The sequence below is a fragment of the Niallia sp. Kr1 genome (assembly GCF_050389805.1).
Taxonomy (GTDB): domain Bacteria; phylum Bacillota; class Bacilli; order Bacillales; family Cytobacillaceae; genus Bacillus_BD.
On record NZ_CP130945.1, the window covers coordinates 1,439,742 to 1,463,545 of the forward strand.

The 23,804-nt window shown below is 38.3% G+C and carries 23 protein-coding genes; 21 read left to right on the forward strand and 2 right to left on the reverse strand.

Annotation, left to right across the window (positions count from 1 at the left end):
• Window positions 1-34: 34 nt before the first annotated feature.
• Window positions 35-934 carry a LysR family transcriptional regulator gene (locus tag Q5760_RS07215; RefSeq protein ID WP_428911526.1) on the reverse strand — a complete coding sequence of 300 codons (900 nt, stop codon included), beginning with the start codon at window positions 932-934 and terminating at the stop codon, window positions 35-37.
• 260 nt (window positions 935-1,194) lie between these two features.
• Here Q5760_RS07215 and Q5760_RS07220 point away from each other — a divergent pair, with 260 nt between their 5' ends.
• The 7 genes from Q5760_RS07220 (at window position 1,195) to Q5760_RS07250 (ending at window position 7,799) form a co-directional block, all read left to right on the forward strand.
• On the forward strand, window positions 1,195-2,388 hold the full coding sequence (locus Q5760_RS07220; protein ID WP_428911527.1) for an acyl-CoA dehydrogenase family protein: 1,194 nt from the start codon (window positions 1,195-1,197) through the stop codon (window positions 2,386-2,388).
• Between the two features lie 93 nt (window positions 2,389-2,481).
• The gene (locus Q5760_RS07225) at window positions 2,482-3,423 is read left to right on the forward strand and encodes a fumarylacetoacetate hydrolase family protein (RefSeq protein ID WP_428911528.1); all 942 of its coding nucleotides are present in this window, start codon (window positions 2,482-2,484) and stop codon (window positions 3,421-3,423) included.
• A 20-nt stretch (window positions 3,424-3,443) separates the two neighbouring features.
• Entirely contained in the window at window positions 3,444-4,571 is a 1,128-nt protein-coding gene (locus tag Q5760_RS07230) for a cupin domain-containing protein (protein ID WP_428911529.1), read from the forward strand.
• A gap of 10 nt (window positions 4,572-4,581) precedes the next feature.
• Window positions 4,582-5,253, forward strand: coding sequence for an RraA family protein (locus Q5760_RS07235; RefSeq protein WP_428911530.1), 672 nt, complete (start codon window positions 4,582-4,584; stop codon window positions 5,251-5,253).
• Between the two features lie 78 nt (window positions 5,254-5,331).
• Window positions 5,332-6,567, forward strand: a complete 1,236-nt coding sequence (locus tag Q5760_RS07240; protein ID WP_428911531.1) for a sulfite exporter TauE/SafE family protein — start codon at window positions 5,332-5,334, stop codon at window positions 6,565-6,567.
• Window positions 6,568-6,582: 15 nt separating this feature from the next.
• Window positions 6,583-7,047, forward strand: coding sequence for a pyridoxamine 5'-phosphate oxidase family protein (locus Q5760_RS07245; protein ID WP_428911532.1), 465 nt, complete (start codon window positions 6,583-6,585; stop codon window positions 7,045-7,047).
• Window positions 7,048-7,142: 95 nt separating this feature from the next.
• On the forward strand, window positions 7,143-7,799 hold the full coding sequence (locus tag Q5760_RS07250) for an MBL fold metallo-hydrolase (protein ID WP_428911533.1): 657 nt from the start codon (window positions 7,143-7,145) through the stop codon (window positions 7,797-7,799).
• A 47-nt stretch (window positions 7,800-7,846) separates the two neighbouring features.
• Here the strand turns inward: Q5760_RS07250 and Q5760_RS07255 are convergent, their stop codons facing one another.
• Entirely contained in the window at window positions 7,847-8,758 is a 912-nt protein-coding gene (locus tag Q5760_RS07255; protein WP_428911534.1) for a LysR family transcriptional regulator, read from the reverse strand.
• 183 nt (window positions 8,759-8,941) lie between these two features.
• Here Q5760_RS07255 and Q5760_RS07260 point away from each other — a divergent pair, with 183 nt between their 5' ends.
• From Q5760_RS07260 to Q5760_RS07325, 14 genes are all read left to right on the forward strand, one after another.
• Window positions 8,942-9,355 (forward strand): acyl-CoA thioesterase, encoded by a 414-nt coding sequence (locus tag Q5760_RS07260; protein WP_428911535.1) that lies wholly within the window; start codon window positions 8,942-8,944, stop codon window positions 9,353-9,355.
• Between the two features lie 210 nt (window positions 9,356-9,565).
• The gene (locus tag Q5760_RS07265; RefSeq protein ID WP_428911536.1) at window positions 9,566-10,279 is read left to right on the forward strand and encodes a CoA transferase subunit A; all 714 of its coding nucleotides are present in this window, start codon (window positions 9,566-9,568) and stop codon (window positions 10,277-10,279) included.
• Entirely contained in the window at window positions 10,276-10,947 is a 672-nt protein-coding gene (locus Q5760_RS07270) for a 3-oxoacid CoA-transferase subunit B (protein WP_428911537.1), read from the forward strand. Before Q5760_RS07265 ends, Q5760_RS07270 begins: the two co-directional genes overlap by 4 nt.
• A gap of 106 nt (window positions 10,948-11,053) precedes the next feature.
• Window positions 11,054-11,929 (forward strand): 3-keto-5-aminohexanoate cleavage protein, encoded by an 876-nt coding sequence (locus Q5760_RS07275; RefSeq protein ID WP_428911538.1) that lies wholly within the window; start codon window positions 11,054-11,056, stop codon window positions 11,927-11,929.
• 132 nt (window positions 11,930-12,061) lie between these two features.
• Window positions 12,062-12,823, forward strand: coding sequence for a cyclase family protein (locus tag Q5760_RS07280; RefSeq protein WP_428911539.1), 762 nt, complete (start codon window positions 12,062-12,064; stop codon window positions 12,821-12,823).
• Between the two features lie 75 nt (window positions 12,824-12,898).
• Window positions 12,899-13,831 (forward strand): LysR family transcriptional regulator, encoded by a 933-nt coding sequence (locus Q5760_RS07285; RefSeq protein WP_428911540.1) that lies wholly within the window; start codon window positions 12,899-12,901, stop codon window positions 13,829-13,831.
• Between the two features lie 342 nt (window positions 13,832-14,173).
• Window positions 14,174-15,508 (forward strand): aromatic ring-hydroxylating oxygenase subunit alpha, encoded by a 1,335-nt coding sequence (locus tag Q5760_RS07290; protein WP_428911541.1) that lies wholly within the window; start codon window positions 14,174-14,176, stop codon window positions 15,506-15,508.
• Window positions 15,509-15,575: 67 nt separating this feature from the next.
• On the forward strand, window positions 15,576-16,115 hold the full coding sequence (locus tag Q5760_RS07295) for an aromatic-ring-hydroxylating dioxygenase subunit beta (RefSeq protein ID WP_428911542.1): 540 nt from the start codon (window positions 15,576-15,578) through the stop codon (window positions 16,113-16,115).
• Between the two features lie 105 nt (window positions 16,116-16,220).
• On the forward strand, window positions 16,221-17,204 hold the full coding sequence (locus tag Q5760_RS07300) for a VOC family protein (protein WP_428911543.1): 984 nt from the start codon (window positions 16,221-16,223) through the stop codon (window positions 17,202-17,204).
• A gap of 89 nt (window positions 17,205-17,293) precedes the next feature.
• Window positions 17,294-18,190 carry a VOC family protein gene (locus Q5760_RS07305; protein WP_428911544.1) on the forward strand — a complete coding sequence of 299 codons (897 nt, stop codon included), beginning with the start codon at window positions 17,294-17,296 and terminating at the stop codon, window positions 18,188-18,190.
• A 462-nt stretch (window positions 18,191-18,652) separates the two neighbouring features.
• A complete protein-coding gene (locus Q5760_RS07310; protein ID WP_428911545.1) occupies window positions 18,653-19,909 on the forward strand; it encodes an MFS transporter in 1,257 nt (418 codons plus the stop codon).
• 216 nt (window positions 19,910-20,125) lie between these two features.
• Window positions 20,126-21,181, forward strand: coding sequence for a dihydrodipicolinate synthase family protein (locus Q5760_RS07315; RefSeq protein WP_428911546.1), 1,056 nt, complete (start codon window positions 20,126-20,128; stop codon window positions 21,179-21,181).
• Between the two features lie 142 nt (window positions 21,182-21,323).
• On the forward strand, window positions 21,324-22,319 hold the full coding sequence (locus Q5760_RS07320; protein WP_428911547.1) for an ornithine cyclodeaminase family protein: 996 nt from the start codon (window positions 21,324-21,326) through the stop codon (window positions 22,317-22,319).
• An 18-nt stretch (window positions 22,320-22,337) separates the two neighbouring features.
• Entirely contained in the window at window positions 22,338-23,792 is a 1,455-nt protein-coding gene (locus Q5760_RS07325; RefSeq protein WP_428911548.1) for an aldehyde dehydrogenase family protein, read from the forward strand.
• Window positions 23,793-23,804 lie beyond the last annotated feature (12 nt).

A 23,804-nucleotide genomic window follows, 5' to 3' on the forward strand; every position in this document is an offset into this window, starting at 1 on the left:
ATCTTCTAGCATCTGAAAGGTGTTCTGTCACCTATTAAGCAGGAACCTCTTTAAGCATTAAGTTAAGTTCTTCAATAAATAAGGTGAGTGAAGGATTTTGATTGATTTTTTTCCATGAAGCTAGGATGTCTACATGATACCCGTCCCCTTCAATGTCAATAAAACGGAGGGTAGGGGGGGCGTATGGCTCAAAATATTTGGGCAGCATGGTAATTCCCATTTCAGAATCAACCATCATCAAGACAGCTTCAATATGGGAGGCTGTATTGACGAGATTGGGTGAAAAACCATTATTCGAACATGCAGACAATAATAGATCAAAACCTTGCGGGGACTTGTCCCTCTCTAGCATTACAAAAGCTTCGTTAACTAATTCAGCCATGTGAATGCTTTTACGATCTGCAAATGGATGCTCATGGTACATAATAATGGAATGTGGATGGGTCCATAACGTCTTATATTCTAGCCCACCAACACTGTGTAAGCCAAGGGAAAGAGTGAAAGCGATGTCAATTTCATCTGATTTTAATTTTTCAATGATTTGTCCAACGTGATGGTAGTTCAACTTAATATTAATCTTCGGGTACTTCCGGCGAAACTTTCGAATTAGTTGGGGTAAGAAATCCCGGACAGGTGTACTTAATAAACCGATATTAATGGTCCCAATGTACCCTTCTTCTGCATGCTTGACATGTTCATAAGATTCATCCAGTTTCTTTAGAATTTCCCGAGCATCATTTAAAAACACAGTTCCTGCGTGAGTCAATTCGACTGAGTGCTTGGTACGATTGAATAGTTTAACTCCTAATCTTTTCTCTAAATAAGCGATCTGCTGGCTTACTGCTGGTTGTGCCACATATAACTGCTTTGAGGCCTCTGTAAAATTTAAATGTTCGGCAACTGAGATAAAATATCGTAATGGGCGCATGTCCATTAGGATTCCCCCTGTCTCTAAGTGAGTTTTATTAGCGTTATTATAATCTGAAAATTATAAATTAACAAACGTTATAAGAAAAACCTTATTACCCAAATTAAATTCTGATATTTCCAAAAATAATTAAAATTATTTATGATTAGTTCAAAGAGGAAAAACTTTTCAACGAAAGATGAAAGGGATTACTTTCCCAAAAAGAATACCAATATTTTCAATAAGTCAGTATTTAGTAATTAGGGATAAAAAGGGGAGGAATTGTATTGACTAAATTAGCAAACGCGTTAACTCATGAAGAAGCCGTTCAACGTGCCCAAGAGTTAGCAGCCAAAATTAAACCGCGCTTTAAAGTAACAGAGGAGATTAGTCGTCAGCCTGAGGAAACAATCGAAGAATTAAGGGAAACGGGTTTAGTGCATGCGATGGTACCGAAACGATGGGGGGGTTCTGAGCTTGATTTCAATACTTTATTTAGAACCGCAATTGAAATTGCAAAAGCAGACCCTTCAACTGGATGGATTTATACACTAGCTGTTGTTCATGCATGGCAACTAGCCTTTTTCCCAGAAGAAGCACAGGCAGAAGTTTGGGAGAAGAATCTAGATGCGATTATTGCATCGTCCTTTGCACCATTAAAAAATGAGATCACTCCAGTGGAAGGTGGATACAAAGTAACAGGAACATGGGGATTCTCGTCTGGTATCACTCATAGTGACTATATTATGGCACAGGGAAATTTAAATGTGAACCCGGAAACAGGTTTACCAAGTGATATCATTTTAATGCTCATTCCAAAAGAAGATTTCAAAGTACAAAATACGTGGAAAACAGTTGCACAAAGAGGTACAGGTAGTAACAATGTTTACCTTGAGGATGTATTTGTACCAAATTATCGTACACTTGACTTAGCGAAATGGTGTCAAACTGGAGTGGCCCCAGGACAAAGCATCAACACAAATGTCCTTTACACCCACCCATTATATGCAGCAATGCCAGTATGTTTAACCTCTGCACTGCTTGGCGCAAGCATTGGGGCATATGAATTTTGGAGAGATGGATTAAGAAGTAAAGTAAGCACAAGAGGTGCCAAAGTAGCCCATTTTACACACACACAAATCCGCCTTGCTGAAGTTTCAGCACAGTTAGCAGCTGCAGAAGCGTTACTTGAAAAATCGGTTGAAAGACTTGGTACTGGAGAGCCAATTGATACACATGAAAAATTACGAATCCGTCGCAACTATGGGTATGTCGCAAGAATGTGTAATCAAGCTGTTAAAACGATTGTGGATAACAGCGGTGCAGGTATCGTTTATGAAGGTCATCCCATGAACCGTTATTGGAGAGATGTTCAGGCTTCTTCGATGCATATCACCTTTAACTTTGATTGGTTAGGTGAAATGTTTGGAAAAATAGAATTGGGATTAGAACTAAGTCCAAAGGATGCAATGATATCATAATATACAGAAAATTTTATAGTTTTATAATATTTGAAATAATTTAATAATTAATTTAAAATATAAATGATTTCAGAAATCACAGGAGGTATAGCAATGAGATTAGCCACAGTAACTGTAGAAGGACAAGAAAGAATTGCAGCTGTTATCAATGAGGAGTATATCGATTTAAATAAAGCGTGTGAGCTTTACTTCGAAAGCAAAGGTCAATATCGTGCCAAACAACTTGCGGAAGCATATGTTCCAGCGAACATGATTGGTTTCTTGCAAGGTGGCGAAGAAAGTATGGGGATTGCAAAGGAAAGTGTAGCCTTCGTTCAAGGTCATGAGTTCTCCGAGCAAGTGGAAAGAAATCTTTATTACAGGGGTTTAAATGTAAAGTTAGAAGCTCCTGTTCAAAAACCAGAAAAAATCGTTTGTGTAGGTTTAAACTATCGCGAGCATATTGAAGAAATGGGAAGAGAAATTCCAACCATTCCAGTAGTATTTGCTAAATATAATAATACTATTATTGCACCAGGGGATCCGATTTTAAAACCAAAAGTATCTGACAACTTGGACCATGAAGCAGAATTCGTTGTAGTCATTGGTAAAAAAGGGAAATACATCTCTGAAGAAGATGCAATGGATTATGTAGCTGGTTTTACCATTGGCAACGAAGCGACGATCCGTGACTACCAAAAACGGACAAGAGAATGGTTACAAGGGAAAACATTTGATACGACTTTACCATTAGGACCACACTTAGTTACAAAAGAAGATCTACCAAACTATGACAACTTAAACTTACGTCTAACGCTTAATGAGGAAGAGCGTCAAGCATCGAATACGAAAAATCTAGTATTTACAGTTCCTTACCTAGTAAGCTTCTTATCTGAAATTATGACACTAGAACCAGGTGATATTATTTGTACTGGAACTCCTGGTGGGGTAGGTCAAGCTAGAACTCCACAATCTTGGATGAAACATGGAGATGTCGTACGTGTAGAAATCGAAGGTCTTGGCGTATTAGAAAATCCAATTAAAAACGAAGAATAATAGGATGAGGGGGATGTCAAATGTCTAGAGAAATAAATGTGACACCTGAAATAGCAGAATTTCATCGTGAAGTTCACGAGGATGCATTAGAACCGCTATGGATGGCTGCACCATCGGTCATGCTGAGAGAGCCTAAGTCAAAACCAATCCCATATATTTGGAAAAGAGAAGTCATTGAACGCCATATGCAAAAAGCAGCAAGAATCATGAGTTTTGACAATGGCGGCGACCGTAGGGTATTAATGTTAATTAACCCTGGAATGAGAGATTTAGAGCCATACGGATGGGGAGCTACAACTCAAACATTATCGGTATGTGTGCAAATTCTTCTCCCTGGTGAAGAAGCACCTCCACATCGCCACACCCAAACGGCGATCCGTTATATCGTTGAAGGAGAAGGTGCGTATAGTGGAGTAGATGGTGAGAAGGTTTATATGTGTGAAGGGGACTATGTCATCACACCGAAGCGTCTATGGCATGAACATGAGCATGAAGGTACAGAGCCAATGATGTGGATGGACTGCTTAGATACGCCATTTATCTATTATTTACATGGTACTTTCTTTGAAGGAAGTTCAGTAAAAAAACAGCCGATTACGAGAAAACCAAGTGTAGACAAATACCAAGGTGGCATGGTTAGACCGTTATCTGACCATACTCCAGGACTTGCGCCGCTGCCGGTGTATAAATATGAATCTGCTTTAGCAGCATTGAAAGGGTTAAGCGATAACTATGCTCCAGATCCAGTTGAAGGATATGTAGTCGAATACATTAATCCATCAAACGGACAATCAGCGAATGAAAACATTGGTGCTTGGCTGCAAAAACTTCCTGTTGGGTTCCATGGAAAAGCCCACCAGCACGTGAACAGTGTAGTCTACCATATTAAAGAAGGAAAAGGTTACACGATCATTGATGGCGTACGTTTTGACTGGGAAAAAGGCGATTATCTATGTGTTCCTACATGGGCAGTTCATGAACATGTCAACACCTCAGATACGGAAGAAGCGATTCTTTTCTCAACAAATGATATTCCGATCTTTGAAAAACTAGATTTACAAAAGGTACAGGACTATACCGAAAATGGCGGCTATCAAAAAGAAATCAGCGTGTTTAATCCAGAGCAAATTGAACTTTTAAAGAAGTGAGGCATTCAACATGAAACTAGGATTTAGAATACATCCGCCTAAACGCTATGTAACTCCGGAAATCATTGAGAGATACCGAGAAATCCCTTCTTCCATTATCAGTGATGGCATGGATCGACTGTTTGCGATGGAAAGTGGAATCAGACCCTATCATCCAAAACCAATATTAGTCGGGCATGCACTGACGATTCATTGCCCACCAGGAGATAATTTGGTTCTGCAAAAAGCGATTGAAATGGCAGAGCCAGGGGATGTGCTTGTCATGAATGCGGGTGGAGATACTCGTCAGGCACCTGTTGGTGAAATTGTGGTTAGCAATTGTATTCGAAGAGGAATAGTGGGTCTCGTTATTGATGGACCGATTCGAGATAGTGATGTGTTACCAAATCTCTCCATACCTGTGTTTGCAAAAGGTGTAACCCATCGAGGTTGTTATAAAAATGGACCAGGGGAAATCAACGTAACCATTGCTTGTGGTGGTGCAGTGGTTCGCCCTGGAGACTTAATTGTAGGGGATTGTGATGGTGTCGTCGTTGTCCCTTATGAAGAAGCAGAAGGGTTATTGCCAAAACTGGAAAAAATGGTTGAAAAGGAAGCACAGGTATTAGAGCAAATCCGAAATAAGACCATTGACCGGACTTGGGTCGATCAAGAACTTAAGGATAAAGGATATATGATTTAAAAAGAGGTTAAGAGAGCTCAGGAACACTTCCTGAGCTCCTTGTTACGATATTGATCGTCTTTGGAGTAGGTGACAGAAGTGTTTGATTTTGAAGTATCACTTATACTAGCCATTATGCTAGCCGGATTGTTAACGAGTTTTGGGAAAACAACTGGACTAAATGTACTCGGTATTTTCACCGTTACCATGCTCAGTTTGTTTTTTCCCGCAAAGGAAGCAGTGGGATTGTTATTGCCAGTCCTTTTGATGGGAGATTTACTTGCTGTCATCTATTATCGCAGGACCGTTGTTTGGAAGCACTTATTCTCATTAGTTCCGTGGATTTTGCTTGGTGTTTTAGCAGGTTATTTTGTTCTAAGCTTTAGTGACAATGAACAACTTAAAATCATGCTTGGTTATTTGATTATCGGGCTGAACCTCTTTCAAATCATAAAGGATTACTTTGGTTCGAAAATGGATCATTCTCTACCAAGTTCAATATGGTTTATTGGGTTAATGGGCATCCTCGCAGGTTTTGCTACGATGATTGGAAATGTAGCGGGGACGGTCATGGCGATTTATTTATTAGCACACCGGTTGCCAAAGAATGAATTTGTAGGAACGGGCGCTTGGTTCTATTTATTTGTGAATGTGATAAAAGTGCCTTTTTATATTCATTTAGGAATGATTACGGCAAATTCCTTTACCATTAATTTAATGGCCATTCCTGCTGTAGCGCTAGGGGCCTTTGTTGGAATAAAAGTGTTGCCGAGGATTCCACAGCAGATGTTCAAATGGATCATACTTGCTTTAGGAACGCTAGGGGCCTTGAGATTAATCGTACCAAGTTTACAACATTATATTCTCGTTTTGCATATAATCACGATGATGATTGCATGTATTTCAGGTGTTGCCAGCTTGATGATGCGAAATCGACAGGAGATTCGTACATTAAATGTCAAAATTTTTAGTATAGTTAGTGCAATTTTGTTTATTACAACGACCATCCTTGCTATAATGGACTGGAACAAAGGGGTATTTTTCTTTTTTGTAAGTTTACTATCTTTCTTAACTGCTTTGTTCGGATATAGGGGAGGAAGACAGCGTAGGAACCATTGGCGTTTGAAACAAACCATTGGTGCAATCGGAGCTTATATCGGGATCCTTTCAGCGGTCCTCATTTCGCTAGATTCTCATCTACTAAGTGGCAGTAGTGATACCTTGATGTGGTGGTTCATTCCATTTGTAATTGGAGTTGTTCTAATTAGTTGGTTCATGAATCATGCCCATTTTGAAATAGAGGAACATCATGGTCTAAATGTAAAAAACAAATAAAGGGGAAATGAAATAATGGCTAACGAGAAGATTGAATTTGATTTTACAGAAATTTTTAAAGAAGAGCGAGTTGGATTCTTTACAACGATTCACGAAGAAACGGGTGCGATTCAACAAAATGCAGTATCTTGGATTCATGGCTATAAGCCAAATGTTCTTCGAATTGCAATTGGTACCAAAACACAAATTGTGAAAAATATCGAGGCAAATTCAAATGTTAACTTTGCGTTTTTCTATAATAAATCAATCGTTTCTTTCCAAGCAAAAGCAGAGATTGTTACTAAGAATATCCCAGGAGTACCATTCCCATTAACATTACTTGAATTAACGACAGATGAACTGCATGATATTATGTTTTATGGTGCTGAAATTACGCAGGAGCCTGTCTATGAAAAAACATATAATGTAAAAGCAGCTAAAAAATTAGATGAACAAGTCTATGCGGGTATGGATTTAGACTTCGAGGAAGTTAATTCTTAAGAACGATCATGATTCCTTTGAAAATAGCATGGTAGACTAGCGTTTTAGCCTCCATGCTATTTTCAGATTGGTAGATTGTGAAAAGGAGGTAAAAAATGTCTATAAAAGTAAATGAGAAAATTCGATTAATTGAATTACTAGATGTCATCAATGATGTGCCAATGGTGTTTCGTCCGACCATTATTTGCGACGATAAAGATGTTGTACTCATTGATACGGGTTACCCAGGGCATCTGGAGGATATTCGAAAAAGTCTTCCAGACGGCAGATTAACAAAGATTATCATTACCCATCATGATTATGATCATTTAGGAAGTTTACATGAACTGATTCAAGGGTTTGATCATCCAATAGAGGTATATGCACATGAATTGACAAAACCTTATATTGAAGGAGAACAACCACTCATCAAGAAAGGAATCACTGTACCGAAAACAAAAGTGGATGTGACCGTAGAGGATGGACAAGTGTTACCATTTTGCGGTGGAATTACGGTAATTTTTACACCAGGACATACGCCAGATCATATTAGCTTGTATCACCATTCAACTAAAACACTTATCACTGGTGATGCCTTAACAGCGGACGGAGGACAATTACAAATTCCAAATCCTAAATTTACACTCGATATGGATGGAGCACTTCATTCTTTAAATAAATTATTAGACTTTGATATTGAAAGTGCGGTTTGTTTTCATGGAGGAGTCTGTCGAGGTGGAATTAAGGAACGGATTAAGACATTGGCAAGGTAAGAAAAAGAGGAACCGTGAGATTATGTTCATCATCTCACAGCTCCTCTTTATTGTTTCATTTTATTTTTCAACTCCTGCATGAACTCTCTCATAACAAGGGGTAAATGATTATTATTAGGGAGTACACTTAATAAATACGTTTGACTATAGTTTCGATCATTTTCATCCGCATAAGGGATTGGAACAATATCACCATTTAAAACTAATGGATCATTTCTAATCCAAAACTCTGAATATACCCCAACCGCAATGTTATTAGCAATCAGATTTTTTATAACATCATGGTTATTTGAATAAAAAACAACGTTGCCTTCCCCATAATCTAGAAATAATTTATTCCAAAATCTTTCGGCGAATTTTTCATTTCGAATCACTAGAGGTTGACGGATTAATTCCTCGGGGCCTACTTTTTTGTTGTATGCGAGTGGTGAATACTTACTCACGCAAACGACCAAGCTCGATTGTAGTAAAATTTCAAACATGATTCTAGGATCTTCTAATTTCAATGTTTCATCTGTCCCTAATATTAAGCCGATATCAAATAGATTATTTTTAACGGCTTCAATAATATTATGAGGGTCATTTTCATTGATCTCAATTTGGACATTCGGAAATTCTTTTCTAAATGTATAAAGGAGCTCCGGTAAAAAGGTTGAAAAGAAGATGGTTGATGCTGCTATTTTTAAATCTCCTTTTAATTTAGTTGCTTCCTTCCCAAGATTCTTCAATTCATTTAGTTTATTCATAATTTCGAGCGCTAATTTGATAACGGTCTTTCCCTCTGTTGTAATCTTGCTACCTGAACGTGACCGATTGAAAATCGTGATGTCTAATTCAGCCTCCAAGTTCGCAATCGCCTGACTGATGGCTGAATGTGAAACATGGAGCTTTTCTGATGCCCTAGCGATGGTACCTTGTTCAGAAACCTCAATAATGTATTGAAGTTGGTCTATATTCATACTCCCCTCACCTCTAGCAATTCCTATTGGTTGTAAGTTTGGCTAACGTAAATGTAAATAACGTTAACTTTATCTTTAGTTAAAGATGTCATACAATTGATATAAATAGTTTAGAAGAATAGTAAAAGAAATGCAAATTTTCTTAATACTAGACTTGTAAGAAGATTAAAGGGGGATTAAACAATGATAACAAAGAAAATTAGGATTCAATTTGTTGATACGGATGCATCTGGACGTATCCATTACAGTGCGATTTTTCGCTATTTCGAAATCATGGACCATGACTTTTTTAGAAGAATCGGATATTCGTACAAAAAGATTTTTCAGCTAGGCTATGATATGCCTCGTGTCCATGTGGAATGTAGTTATTTAGGAGAAATCGGCTATGACGATGAACTAGAGGCACAAGTATCCATTTCAAAGGTTGGAAATTCTTCCTACACACTATCATTTGGTTTTTATAAAGAGGATGTCCCTGTTGCAAAAGGAAGTCTTACAAATGTTTTTATTGACCGAAAAACAGGAAAATCGGTCAAAATACCAGAATCGATTAAAACGGAGTTAATCAAGCATTTAGAGCCTGTGTCAGTTGAATAATTCATTTAAGCTTGAGGTTGTCCGATTGAGGGCAGCCTCTTGTTTGTCTTTGATCGCCAGTTGCAGAATGAAAAAATGTTCGAATAATGTAAGTTCTACTTAATATATATGTAAGTAATGTTAACTTTACTTATTGTAAAAATAGTTATAAAATTTAAATAACTTAGTTAATTGAAAGCGTTACCTGAAAATCGATAGGGGGATAGGAAAATGGGAAAGGTATATGATTCTATTCAAGATGCCATTAAGGATATCCAAGATGGTTCCACATTAGTTGTAGGTGGATTTGGACTTTGTGGGATTCCTGAAAATTTAATTCTCGCTTTACGAGATCAGGGCTCAAAAGATTTAACAGTTGTTAGTAACAATTGTGGAGTAGATGGATGGGGATTAGGTTTGCTTCTCGAAAACAAACAAATCAAAAAAATGGTTGCCTCTTATGTTGGTGAGAATAAAACCTTTGAAGCACAGTTTCTTAGTGGAGAAATTGAGGTAGAACTTGTACCTCAAGGAACGCTGGCTGAAAGAATTCGTGCTGGTGGTGCGGGCATTCCTGCTTTTTATACCGCTACAGGTATTGGTACACCGATTGCTGAAGGAAAAGAAGTGAAAGAATTTGATGGTCGCCAGTACTTGATGGAAAGAGGCATTGTTGGTGACTTCGCATTAGTTAAAGCCTGGAAAGCAGATCCATTTGGGAATCTGGTTTTTCGAAAAACCTCAAGGAACTTTAACCCATTAGCAGCAACTGCTGGAAAAATCACGATCGTTGAAGTAGAAGAGTTGGTGGGTGTGGGAGAATTGGATCCCGATGAGATTCATACACCAGGTATTTTTGTTCAACGGATTGTGAAAGGACCGATCTACGAAAAACGGATTGAGCGCCTAATGGTTCAAAGTGCAAAAGGAGGAGAAGCACGATGAGTAATAGCCGTTTAGCCATTGTAAAAAGAGCTGTTAAAGAAATTAAAGATGGGATGAATGTGAATCTAGGAATCGGGATGCCTACGTTGATTGCCAATGAAATCCCTGATGAGTACAATGTCATGCTGCAATCGGAAAATGGCTTACTTGGAATTGGGCCCTATCCATTTGCAGGAGCAGAGGATCCCGATTTAATTAACGCGGGTAAGGAAACGGTAACGGCTGTTGATGGGGCATCCTTTTTTGACAGTGCCGAATCCTTTGCCATGATTAGAGGCGGTCATATCGATTTAGCCATCCTAGGTGGAATGGAAGTATCTGAAAATGGGGATTTAGCCAATTGGATGATTCCTGGGAAAATGGTGAAAGGGATGGGCGGAGCGATGGACTTAGTTCATGGTGCAAAGCGAGTGATTGTAATCATGGAGCATGCCAATAAATACGGTGAATCGAAGGTGAAACGCACATGTTCTTTACCATTGACAGGTCAAGGAGTCGTTCATCGCCTGATTACAGACTTAGCTGTATTTGATTTTTCAAGTAAAGGTATGGAACTTGTAGAATTACAAGAAGGCGTTACCCTTCAAGAAGTTCGGGATAAAACCGAGGCGCACTATGTGGTGAGTCCGCAACTACTCGAAAGCTTGAAGAATGAAATAGATTTATAGAAACTTTATTTTTATCCCAACTTAACAGTGGGGGGTGCCCCCCACTGTTAGAAGATTACACTTTATTACTAGGACAATTCATGTTAATTATAGGAGGAATTTCATTATGGCTAAAAAAAGAAAAATAATCGTAACAGTAGCACCAACTAGTAACTTTCACGGAAAAGAGGCTAACCCAGCGCTTCCGGAGCAACCGAAGGAAATTGCTGAAGAAGTATACCGTTGTTTAAACGCAGGAGCATCGATAGCCCATGTTCATGCACGAGATATCCATGGAAAACCAACGAATGATGCAAATGTTTTTAAAGAAATTAAAGCAGAAATTACGTCAAAATGTAATATTATTACTCAATTTAGTACAGCACCAGCAATGAATCCAACGAGCCATATTGATGATGGATTACAAACATTAGAGGCGGAACCAGAAATGGCTTCTCTTGACTGTGGTTTAATGCAAGCATATCCTGGCGGGTTCGTAAAACCGACTTTATGGGATCGTGATTGGTTACGCAATGCAGCAACAATGATGAAGGAACGTAATATTAAACCAGAATTAGAGATTTTTAACCATGCACAGTTGGAAGATATGCTTAATATCTTTATTCCAGAAGGCGTGATCGATACACCGCCATCCTTTACTTTTGTATTTGGGATGCAAAAAATCAATCAAGGTTCGATTCAATTCAGCATGGAAAATCTTACCCATATGGTAAGAAAATTACCTTCAAATGCGTTATTTGGTGCGATGGGAATCGCGGCCCAACAACACCAAGCAACCATTGCTTCCCTGCTAATGGGCGGAAATGTTCGTGTCGGTTTTGAAGATAATATTTATTACAGAAAAGGTGAACTAGCGAGAAGTAATGCACAGCTAGTTGAGAGAATCGTAGGAATAGCAACTGACCTAGGCTATGAAATTGCCTCACCTGATGAAGCTAGAGAAATTCTTGGGATTAAAAAGGTAGAAGCAAAAACAAATTAATAGATTTTAAAAAAAGTAGAAATAAACAGTAGAGTTTGCGAAATGAAATCAGGAGTGCTTAAAACAGACTGTTCAGTATGTCACATATAGGGGTTCTCCTGTTTTTTCGCAAATGGGTTAGGAGGAATTGCAATGAAGTTTTACGATTTAAGTGTGTATTGGGAAAGCAACCCATATGCAGAGCCTTGGCCGCCAAAAGTTGAATTCTCTGATAGTGAGCAGGAGGCTGTGAAATTAGCGGAAAAATTGGATATTAACCCGAATGATTTTCAAGATGGACTAGCTTTAGCGGTTGAAAACGTTAGTGCAGATGTGTTTACTCATATCGGTACCCACTGTGATGCTCCGATTCATTTTGGACCGATTACGGAAGGGAAACCATCACGAACTATAGACCAACTTCCTTTAGAGGATTTCTATGGTGACGGTGTGATTCTAGATGTGCGACATAAAGAGCCAAGAAGCGGGATTACTGTAGATGATCTTAAGAAGGCACTTGCAGATATGGAATATACGATCAAGCCAAAGGATATTGTCTTAATTATGACAGGCTATGATAAGCATATTTATAGCGAAAAATATTTAAAGGATCAACCGGGAATGACTGGTGAAGCGACAGAATGGTTAATTGACCAGGGAGTTAAATTGATGGGGATTGATACGTATACGTTTGATCGACCATTTGGAGCCATGGTAGCGGATGTGAAAGCTGGAAACAAAGAGGCATTATTTCCTGCTCACTTTATGGGTCGAAAAAAAGAGTATTATCACATTGAGAAACTGGCCAATTTGGACAAAGTACCTGTCAGACATGGCTTTAAGTTCTGTGCATTTCCCATTAAAGTCAAAGGTGGTACAGCGGGATCTGTTCGTGCAGTTGCAATGGTTGAATAACGCAGGTACTTGCACGACTATGTCAGCCTTGCATTCCAGACTTTCTCGGTGATGGATTGATTACGAGGAGGAATTATGGAAATACGTCATTTGCGTTATTTTATCGCTGTTGCAGAGCATTTGAATTTTACAGAGGCGGCCAGACGACTTTTTGTAGCACAACCTGCTGTAAGTCAACAAATTGCCAGTTTAGAAAAATCATTAGGTCTTAAACTCTTTATTCGTGATAAACATTCTGTAAAGCTAACACCTGCTGGTCGGATTTTTTTAAACGATGCGATTGATTTACTTAGTCGATCAGAGGAGGCTATGAAAAAAGCGAAAAAAGCTGCCACTGGTGAAGTAGGTCAATTGAGTATTGGTTTCTTAAATGCACCTGTTAAAAAGTTTTTACCTCATTTAGTAAAGGAGTTCCGAGGTGACTTTCCACATATTCAAATCAGTTTGAATCAATATCAAACAGGTGAGATTGTTGAGAAATTGAGAAACAGTGAAGTTGATATTGCATTTACGATGTCTTTTAGAAATCAGGATGTTGCCGAATGGGAGCATAAGGTATTATTTACACAGCCTTATTGTGTATTCATGAATCAAGATCATCATCTTACAAAGAAGGAAAACATCTCAATATATGATCTAATGGATGAGTCCTTTGTTATGCTTACGCGTAATGAGTCACCACAAGGGTATGATCATTTGTTTACACTTTTTGCTCATCATGGCTTTTTACCCAATATTACGATCCAGGCTGATCAAATTGAAACCGTGTTAATGTTCGTAGAAGCGGGTTTAGGGATAGCGGTTCTTCCTAAGCATTTAAAAGTATATGCGAATCCTTCTCTACATTACCTGAACATTAAAGAATGGGATCATACGGTTGATATAGTGGTAGCATGGAAACGAAACAATCCCAATCCCTCGATTTCTTTATTTTTGCAGGAAATGGATAAAATTGACTTTAGTCAAGAGGCAGATGAGGCTTACAGGAATCATGATAAATGGTTATAAGCTATTTCTATTACGGAAATAAAATTCTGATATTTCAAATTATTATGTATAATTAGTAAAATATAGAAAGAAGGAATATCTTTTTATAGATAAGAGGGTCTTCATGGTTTAGTTATGAAAGTTTCTAATTTATCAAAAAATTCTTGCAAATTTTGTTTTATTTTGGTAGATTACAAACAAACCAGTAGGTATGTTTTTTTAAAAAAAACTTAAGTTGACATTTGAAAACGTTAACAATGGAATGAAAAGGTATTAAAGTTTCCAGAACTTAATGCGATTGCTTGGAGGGTATTTTCTAGAGTGGCTATACCATTTTTTATTAAATAAAAAGGGGATGTTTCTATGGTTAACAAAACGTACCAGGATTCTAGGCTTAGTGATGGAACAAAGATTAGCGATTTAACGATTCCAGAAGAAGGAATTATTTCATCAAAGGTATGGTCAGATCCAGAGCTTTTTGAATTAGAACTTCGAAAGATATTTGCGAAAACTTGGAACTTCGTTGCGCACGAAACAGAGATTCCAAATCCAAATGATTATGTTACCCGTTTTGTTGGAAATGACCGTGTTATTGCGGTTCGTACCGAAGAAGGAAACGTCAATGTATTTTTAAATGCTTGTGTACACAAAGGGATGCACCTTTGCCGCCAAGACCATGGAAATACAAAAACGTTTAAATGTATCTACCATGGCTGGACATACCGAACAAATGGGACGGTAGCAGGTGTTCCAGCACAAAAAGAAGCATATGGCGATACTTTAGATCGAAATAACTATAAATTAATTCAAGCTAGGGTAGAAAGTTATGGAGGACTTATTTTTGCAACGTTTAACGATGAGGCTCCATCCCTAGATGAATGGCTTGGAGATATGAAGTTTTATATCGATATTTACTTTAATAAAACGCCACAGGGCATGGAAGTTGTTGGACCCCCACAACGTTGGGTGATCTCAGCAAACTGGAAGTCAGCAGCGGACAACTTTGCATCAGATTCATATCATGCCGTTATGGCACATGCATCAGGGGTTGCATTAGGTCAAGTGCCGCCAGATCCAAGATTCACGATGTACGGGAATCAAATTGCACTTCAAAATGGTCATGGTTTAGGAATTGTAGGGGGGCCACCGCATGTTAAATTACCTGAATATTTAAATTATCCTGAGGAAGTTGTCAACGCAGCTAAAACTAAATTGACTCCGGAACAAAAGGAAGTATTTAGAAAATCAAATTTTGTACCAGGAAACATTTTTCCAAATCTATCATTTTTAAATGTTATGCAAGGCTCACAATTAAATGAGCAAGGGCCACCGCAGCCATTCATGACGATGCGCTTATGGCAGCCAAGAGGAGCAGATGAAATTGAAGTATTTACTTGGTTGCTTGTCGATAAAGAGGCTCCTGAATGGTTTAAAGAGCAAACCAAACAAAACTATATCGTAGGATTTGGATCAAGTGGAACGTTTGAAGTCGATGATGCTGAGGTTTGGGCGGGAATGTCAAGAATTACAAAAGGAGTTGTTACCGGGGAGCGTTTAGAACTTCATTATGTAATGGGGCTGCAGAATGAGCTTGTAACAGATTGGCCGGGACCTGGTAAGGTGAGTCCAACCACCTTTACAGAAGAAAATACTCGGAACTTCTTTGCACAATGGAAGAAATTTTTAACGCAGGAATAAAGTGAAACTTCCATCAGAGGGTTAAGTCGAGATATCTATCATTTGCCAAAATTGGGGGAGGGTTCTTATGAACAGTAAAATTGATTTAAAGAAAAGACCGGTCAATTACAATGAGCCTTTGTATTATGAAGCATTTGGTTTTTTACAAAATGAAGCATGTCTATTAGACAACAAACAGTGGAGAGATTGGTTAAATATTCTAAGTGATAATTTAAGCTATAAAATGCCAGTCAGAACCGTTCCGCAAAGTCGTGAACCTCAAGCTGAGTTTTCAAATGAAATGTATCATTTCTATGATAATTACAAAACAATCCAGATGAGAGTAGAGCGGATGTATACAGAATTAGCTTGGGCTGAGGATCCTTCTTCTAGAACGCGTAGATTTATTACAAATGTACGTGTGAATGAATTGGAAGATAACAAGCTGGAAGTGAAAAGTTATATCTTGCTCATGCGCAGCCAACACGATATTGCTAAATATCAAATGCTCTCAGCTGAAAGAATCGATATCTTAGTTGGAACAGAAAATGGTTTGAAATTAGAATCAAGAGATATTTATGCAGATCAAACAACCCTAGGGGTCGAAAATCTAGCTGTATTCCTATAATGCTAGATTAAGAGTTTTATAGATTTTGCTTGTCCTCCAACCAAGAGGCTACGGTCTTCTTGGCTTGGAGTTGTATAAAAAATGTAACAACAAGGAGTGTTAAAGGTGAGTCAAGTAGTAAAAAAACCTTTGGTAGGAACGAATGATATCAGTCAGGTATGTTTTGTTGTCAAAGATATTGAAAAAGCTGCTGTATCTTGGGCTAAGTTACTTGGTGATGTGGTTCCACAACCTTTTGTAACGGCACCTCATGAGTTTACACATGTTAAATACAATGGGGAGCCATCACCGTTTCGCAACAAATTGGCTTTCTTTAACACACCAGGCGTTCAAATTGAGCTTGTAGAGCCAGATACAGTGCCGAATTTAATGCTGGAGTGTTTAGAGAAGGATGGAGAAGGCTATAATCACTTCGCTTTTGATGTTGATAGTATTGCAGAAACAATAGAGACTATGGAGGAAAAGTATTTTGTTGGGCAATCTGGAGAGTTTTATCCAGACAATGGTCGTTATGCATTCCTTGACACTCGTGAGAAATATAAAACCTTAATTGAGTTGTTAGAGTTTGAAGGTCAAAAATCAGATGAACCTCTTTCTCCAGCAACGGGTGATCGCCAATATGCGGGAAAGCCGTTACTTGGAACGAATAAAATCGCACAGCTTTGCTTTGTTGTCAAAGATGTGGAAACAACTCGAGATGCATTTTGCAACATGCTAGGTGTGGAAAAGTCAACGATTCTTGAAAGTCCAGATCCAGAAATCGTGAAAGTTAAATTTAGAGGTCAGCCTACAGAAGCAATCAATCGCTTTACTTTTATCGATACTCCTCGAATTCAAATTGAGTTGGTTGAACCAGATCTTTCTTCGCCAAGTACATGGCAGGAACATTTAGAAAAACATGGGGAAAGTGCTCATCATATCGCATTCTGGGTAGATAGTGTTGATGAGAAGAGGGCTTTATTAAATGAGCTTGGTTTCCCAACGATTCAAGAAGGTTTGTTCTTTGATGGTGAAGGTCAATATGCATACATGGATACGACTTCTGAATATGGAATTATTATTGAATTACTAGAGCTTTTTGAAAAGTAATTTACGAGGATAAGAGTTTATTAGGTAAATAATTAAAGTGAATAGATAAAGGGTTGTTAAGGATTCGTTACATCAAGGAGGTATGGAAGATGACGCTTCAAAAATTAGCAAATGCTGTGATTCGAGTCAACGATGTCTCAGAAGCAGTGGATTTTAATGTAAATATCTTTGGTCTAAACGAAATGGCTAGAGAGGGTGACAAAGTTTATCTAGGTTGTGGTTTGGATAATGACTATGATCTAGTGGTAACTCCAGGTGGAACAGGAATCAGCCAATTAGCGTACCAAGTCATGAATGAAGACGAATTAAAAATGTACAAAAGACGGATTGAAGAGCTTGGTATCAAGGTTGACGAGTATACAGATGCTGAACCCGGGCATCCGAAAAAAATCAGTTTCCTTTTACCAGCGACAAATGCGGACATTCGGATGGATTTAGTAACGGTTGCAAACCAAAAATCTTATTATAATCCAGCTTCTACACCACACCGCAGTTTAACGGGTGCAGGTCCACAAGACTTAGACCATTTGGGGATCAAAGTTGCTGATGGCAAGAAATTCCTGGATTTTGTTTCAGCAACCATGGACTTTAAAGCATCTGATATCTTTATGCCAGCACCAGATGTTTACGCAGCCGTATGGTCTCGGTCAAGAGAATATCACCATGATTTAGCATTCTTTGGCAGTAGTTCTTGTGATGAAACATTAGACCATATTGCATGGCGTTTTGAAGGAATTGAACATATGAAGAGAGCTTTAGATATGATGGCACCACATGGTTTAAGACTTGAGTTCGGGATTGGTCGACATGAAGTGGGGGCAAATTTATTTGCTTATTTCTGGGCGAATGGCAATCGTTATGAACTTAGTGCCGAAATGCCTCGTGTTACAGACGATAACTCCGAACCTATGATTTGGGATGACATCACGAAATCGATGACATCTTGGAGACAAATCATGCCAGAAAGCTTTAGAAAAGGCTCTTAATTTATCACTTAAATACTTATATGAATAAGTAAAAAAACTAGAATGGTATTTGGTTCTTCAGAATGATCAACATCATGAAGCACCTTCCATTTTATAATAGATCTTACTTATTGATCAAACACTTTAACTTTATTCAGCAAATGCTTTTGTACCGAAAGCTTGCGGCAGGTACAGTAGTCTTCCACTTCTAAAGCTTGCGGGACGAATGCGAAAAGCTTTACTAATTCAGTGGGGTTTAAATACCAGCTGAATAAAGTTACGCCTACGGCGGATGCCACGGATTTTTTAAGGTATTTTATCGAGCGAGCTCGATAAAAATCCGGGCGCAAATTCGACAGGCGAATTTGATAAAGTGTTAAGTTGCAAAATCATAAATGAATCGTTTTGCAGCTTGGATATTTATAAAATCATCCTGTGTCAAACCATCAAGTTCATTATTATATTATGGGAAGGATGTTTCATTTGGAAAAAAAGAAGTTTTGGAGTTACGAGAATAAACTAGTTACGATCTTTTTCTTTTCAATCGGGTTTGTATTCTTTGATCGATTGGCGATTAATTATTTAATTCCTTTTATTCAACAAGATATACCGATTACAAATACTCAAATTGGTATGCTTGGTTCTGCATTGGCGCTTACCTGGGCTTTTGCTGGACCTTTGGGGGGCTTATTATCTGACAAAGTTAAAAATAAAAAATTGGTTCTAGCCATTTTTATTATAGCCTTTTCTGTTGTATCGCTTATGCATGGGTTGGTAGAATCTTTTGCATTATTGCTTATCTTGCGTTTATTGATGGGTGTACTCGAAGGTCCTATTACACCGATAACGCAATCTATTTTAGCGGTAGAGTCCTCAGAAAAGCGTCGCGGCTTTAATATGGGCTTTACGATGAATACAGGAAATGCTGTTTTTGGAAGCCTTTTGGCTCCTCTTATCATTGTAGCTTTGGCTACTGCTTTTGATTGGCATACTGCTTTTTATTTGACGATTATCCCTGGTCTTATATTATCCTTTTTCATTTTGAAATCAGTTAGAAACCCTAAAATAGAAACGGAAGTTAAAGATTCTTCTGCTGTATCAAATGAAAAAGTAGGAATTAAAGATGTCATGGGAAACCGAAATATTGTACTATCTATTATCATTTTTAGCTTTTTTATGATTTATATGATGGCATTCCAAATTTTTGGTCCAACTTTCTTAGTTAATTATAAACAATTACCTCCTAGTACAATGAGTCTTGTTATGGCAGCATTTGGTTTAGGTTTTGCCATTTTTGGAATGTTAGTACCTGCCATTTCAGATCGGATTGGTAGAAGACCTACAGGAATTATTTTTGGATTTTTATCCATCTTTACACCGTTATCACTACTGTTTGTTGATTCTGTTAGTTTATTACTATTATTCGTTTTTATCTGTTCTTCTGGTTCAGGGGCGGCAGCACTGTATATGTCCATTATACCTGCTGAAACGGTTCCACTGAAGTTTGCTGGAGTTGCGATCGGTTTAACAATTGGCATTGCGGAAATTTTCGGTGGTGTAATTAGTCCGATCATCAGTGGAATTGCTGCCGATGCTTTCGGACTAACTGCTCCTTTATTGATAAGTAGCAGTGCAGCATTCCTTGCTTTCGTATTTTCTATATTTATTAAAGAAACGGCACCAGCTAAGCTGGCTATAAAGCAAGAGATTAATACAGATGATGTTGTAACAGAGCTTTAATAGGATGATACCCTGTGGCATTTGTATAGTTGCCACGGGGTATATATAGAGATTGACCACTAAAAAAGGAAGGTCAATCGTTTACGTCTATATACGGTTGGTAATAAGCATTCTTTATTACAAGTATAATATTTTGATATTTCAAATTATTAAAACTATATATTACTATTAAACTATCAATAGGTTGTAAATGACCTTTTAAAGGAGAGAAATAAAATGGCAAAATATACAAAAACAGAAGCTAGACAATGGGCAAAAGAAAATTTAGATGGTCTTATTAACGTTGTGATCCCATCTTTTACACAAGATTTAAAAGGGTTAAATGAAAAAGGAATCAGACACGATGTGAGCAGATGTTTGGAGTTAGGGTTTACTGGGACACTTCTTGTTTCAGAAGTGGTAATGACTCTAGATGAATATATTGAGTTTTCAAAAATTGCTGTAGATGAAGCGGCAGGAAAGTTAAAGCTTGTCCACCATGCTAGTTTTAACACGTTAGAAGAAAATATTGAGGCGGTTAAATTGGCTGAAGAAGCAGGTGTAGACCTTGTTCTTCTATCCTATCCTGCAAATTTCTATCCGAAAAATAGTCAAGAAATCTATGAATATACGAAGGCAGTATGTGACGCTACAAACTTAGGGGTTATCTTATTCCCAGTTCCACTATGGAACTTTGAACGTATACATCCTGCAGCGATTGATCCGAAAATTATTAGACAAATGATTGATACCATCCCGAACATTGTTGCAATTAAAGCAGAGGGGGGGATGCCATTAATTGGAGGATTCACACAATGCTATCAAATGTTTAATGATGAAGTCATTGTCATGACTCCGCTAGAAAAAGATGCTTTTGCGATTGGTAACTTAGTGCCGTTGCAATTTATGGGAACAAGTAACTATGAAATGTACGGAGATATTTTACCAAAACTATTTAATAAAATGCGTGAAGGCAAATACGAAGAGGTGTATGAGCAATATTGGAAATTACAGCCTGCTAGACAGACAGTTGGGAAGTTAATGGCTTCTTCAGATGGTGCAGGACTTGTAAACCGTATGCTTTGGAAATATGCAGCATGGTTAAATGGCTTTAATGGTGGACCATTACGTCAACCAACGATGAAGATCAATCAATCTCAAATGAATGCAATTCGCCAAGCTCTGATCGCTTCAGGTATTGAAGTAACTAAGGATGATGATAGCCAATTCTTCGTTGGTCGTTTTCCAGAAACTACTTCTGAAAAGGGCGAGAATGCTTTAATTAATAGCTAAGTATAACCAGCATTGCTCGGGATGAGCAAAATGTGACGAAATGTCCGTCCCTATGTAGCCGTCATCACATGTGAATTCTGAGCAGTGTTTTTTCTTAGTTTTAGTAATGAATCGAGAACAGAATGCAAAAGGAGTGAATGTAATGACGTTAATTTTAAATGCAAAAGATGTGGAGCAAGCGATTAACATGCGGACCATTATTGACCAAATTGAAAAAGGGCTAGTTGAAGAATATAGCGGTCATGTGATTGTGCCAGCAAGGGTTAACCTTCCAACAAATAACAAAGGATTTTTCCGTGTTATGCCAGCTGTTATGAATGAAAGCGGGTATATGGGATTTAAAGTATTTTTCAAAAGTGGAGCGAACAATCAATCATCGGTTCGATATTTAATCGGGGTAATTGATCAAAATGAAAATAACCTTGAGGCGATGATGGATTCGCACTATTTAACAGCGGTAAGAACGGGTGCTACGACAGGGCTTGCGACGAAATATTTAGCTCGAGAAAATGCAAAAACAGTAGGGGTAATTGGATCGGGTCTAGAAGCGAGAACCAACTTAGAAGCGGTTTGTGCGGTACGGAATATTGAATATGTAAGGGTATTCAGTCCAAATCCTAATCGCCGTGCACTGTTTGCTCAAGAAATGAGTCAGAAATTAGGTATCAAGATCGAAGCAGTAGACTCTCCTGAAATGGCTGTTCAAGGGGCAGATATTATTAATGTTTGTACGAATACAGCTGCCGCCGGTAACCGCGTTGCATTTGAAGGAAAATGGATGAGCACTGGTGTTCATGTGAATTCCATTGGATCGACTATGCCAAGTATGAGAGAAATTGATACCGATACATTTGAGAAAGCCGATGGAATCGTTATTGATACAAAGCATCTTGAAGAAGAGTCAGGGGATGTGATTACGGCGATTAAGAATGGACAATATGATTCTTCTAAAGTGACCGTCCTTCCAGCGTTGGTATCTGGAAATATTGTTAGAAAAAATGACGCCCAAATGACATTATTTAAATCGGTTGGAACAGCGGTTCAAGATATTATGGCAGCGCGTGCCGTGTACGAGGAAGCAAAGAAGCTAAATGTTGGAACAGATGTGGGAGAATTTTTAGAAGCGAAAATGTTCTAATGAAAAGGAGTGAATGTCATGAGTGGTATTTCTACTACTGCATCTCAAGGGACAGGTTTATATATTAATGGCGAATGGTTAGAGAGCAATGAAAAAATGAAAGTGCAAAATAAATTTACGCAAGAGGTAATCGGTGAAGTTGCCGTTGCTGAGGAAAAGGATGTAGATGCGGCTATTGCTTCGGCAAATGCAGCGATGGTTAATCGTCCACTTCCAGCACACGAGCGTTTTGAAATTTTAAAACGAACAGCAGAATTAATTAAGCAAAATGCGGATGAAATTGCCCAGTTGATTGCAAAAGAAGGAGGAAAACCTCTTAAAGATGCGATTGCTGAGGTGAATCGTTCAGCTCAAGTTGTGATTACGGCTGCTGAAGAAGCGAAACGAATTCATGGAGAAACCGTTGCACTTGATGCGGTTCCTGGTTCTGAAAATCGAATGGGCATGTATATCCGTGTTCCTGTCGGAGTAGTTGCTGCGGTTACACCGTTTAATTTCCCAATGAATTTAGTTGTTCACAAAGTGGCGCCCGCAATTGCAGCAGGTTGTGCAGTTGTATTGAAACCAGCATCTACAACACCACTAAGTGCTGTTTATTTATGTAATTTATTACAAGAAGCTGGACTTCCGCAAGGGTATATAAACTTAGTCATTGGCTCAGGACGTACCGTAGGGGATTATTTAGTTGCACATCCTGGTAAAAAGATGATTACGTTTACAGGTAGTCCTGGTGTTGGACTGCGGATTAAGCAAAATAGTGGATTTAACCGTGTGACTTTAGAGTTAGGTAATAACTCTGGAAATATTGTACACGCTGATGCGGATTTAGATTTAGCTGCTGATTTGTTATCGAAAAAAGCATTCGGTTCAGCTGGGCAATTCTGTGTATCCGTTCAAAGAATTTATGTTCATGAAAATGTACTAGATGTGTTTACAGAGAAAATGGTAGAGGCTACAAATAAATTAGTGGTAGGTAATCCATTAGATCCAAATACAGATGTGGGTCCGTTAATTACGTTAAAAGAAGCGGAAAGAATTGAAGAGTGGATCAAAGAAGCGGTAAGCGATGGGGCTGAAGTCCTCACGGGTGGTACTCGTGAAGGTGTAGTGGTTCAGCCGACTTTATTAAAAAATGTGAAGTCTGATATGAAAGTTGTTTGTGATGAGGTCTTTGGACCAGTTGCTTCCATTATTCCTTATCAATCTTTTGATGAAGCGATTGACCTCGTGAATGATTCGGAATACGGTCTACAAGCAGGTGTGTTTACAAACAACGTAAACTTAGCTTGGAAGGCAGCGAAAAAGATCCAAACCGGCGGCGTTATCATTAATGATACTTCTTCTTATCGTGCTGATTTAATGCCGTATGGAGGAATTGATAAGAGCGGCGCTGGAAGAGAAGGTCCAAAATATGCGGTAGAGGAAATGTCTGAAATTCGGATGGTAGTATTTAATGTGCAGGATGCTGAGTAGGAGTTAAACGGT

Coding starts and splice junctions, on each gene's coding strand:
- Q5760_RS07215 (WP_428911526.1), bottom strand. CDS start 934: ATGGACATGCGCCCATTACGATATTTTATCTCAGTTGCCGAACATTTA.
- Q5760_RS07225 (WP_428911528.1), top strand. CDS start 2,482: ATGAGATTAGCCACAGTAACTGTAGAAGGACAAGAAAGAATTGCAGCT.
- Q5760_RS07230 (WP_428911529.1), top strand. CDS start 3,444: ATGTCTAGAGAAATAAATGTGACACCTGAAATAGCAGAATTTCATCGT.
- Q5760_RS07235 (WP_428911530.1), top strand. CDS start 4,582: ATGAAACTAGGATTTAGAATACATCCGCCTAAACGCTATGTAACTCCG.
- Q5760_RS07245 (WP_428911532.1), top strand. CDS start 6,583: ATGGCTAACGAGAAGATTGAATTTGATTTTACAGAAATTTTTAAAGAA.
- Q5760_RS07250 (WP_428911533.1), top strand. CDS start 7,143: ATGTCTATAAAAGTAAATGAGAAAATTCGATTAATTGAATTACTAGAT.
- Q5760_RS07255 (WP_428911534.1), bottom strand. CDS start 8,758: ATGAATATAGACCAACTTCAATACATTATTGAGGTTTCTGAACAAGGT.
- Q5760_RS07260 (WP_428911535.1), top strand. CDS start 8,942: ATGATAACAAAGAAAATTAGGATTCAATTTGTTGATACGGATGCATCT.
- Q5760_RS07265 (WP_428911536.1), top strand. CDS start 9,566: ATGGGAAAGGTATATGATTCTATTCAAGATGCCATTAAGGATATCCAA.
- Q5760_RS07270 (WP_428911537.1), top strand. CDS start 10,276: ATGAGTAATAGCCGTTTAGCCATTGTAAAAAGAGCTGTTAAAGAAATT.
- Q5760_RS07275 (WP_428911538.1), top strand. CDS start 11,054: ATGGCTAAAAAAAGAAAAATAATCGTAACAGTAGCACCAACTAGTAAC.
- Q5760_RS07280 (WP_428911539.1), top strand. CDS start 12,062: ATGAAGTTTTACGATTTAAGTGTGTATTGGGAAAGCAACCCATATGCA.
- Q5760_RS07285 (WP_428911540.1), top strand. CDS start 12,899: ATGGAAATACGTCATTTGCGTTATTTTATCGCTGTTGCAGAGCATTTG.
- Q5760_RS07290 (WP_428911541.1), top strand. CDS start 14,174: ATGGTTAACAAAACGTACCAGGATTCTAGGCTTAGTGATGGAACAAAG.
- Q5760_RS07295 (WP_428911542.1), top strand. CDS start 15,576: ATGAACAGTAAAATTGATTTAAAGAAAAGACCGGTCAATTACAATGAG.
- Q5760_RS07305 (WP_428911544.1), top strand. CDS start 17,294: ATGACGCTTCAAAAATTAGCAAATGCTGTGATTCGAGTCAACGATGTC.
- Q5760_RS07315 (WP_428911546.1), top strand. CDS start 20,126: ATGGCAAAATATACAAAAACAGAAGCTAGACAATGGGCAAAAGAAAAT.
- Q5760_RS07320 (WP_428911547.1), top strand. CDS start 21,324: ATGACGTTAATTTTAAATGCAAAAGATGTGGAGCAAGCGATTAACATG.
- Q5760_RS07325 (WP_428911548.1), top strand. CDS start 22,338: ATGAGTGGTATTTCTACTACTGCATCTCAAGGGACAGGTTTATATATT.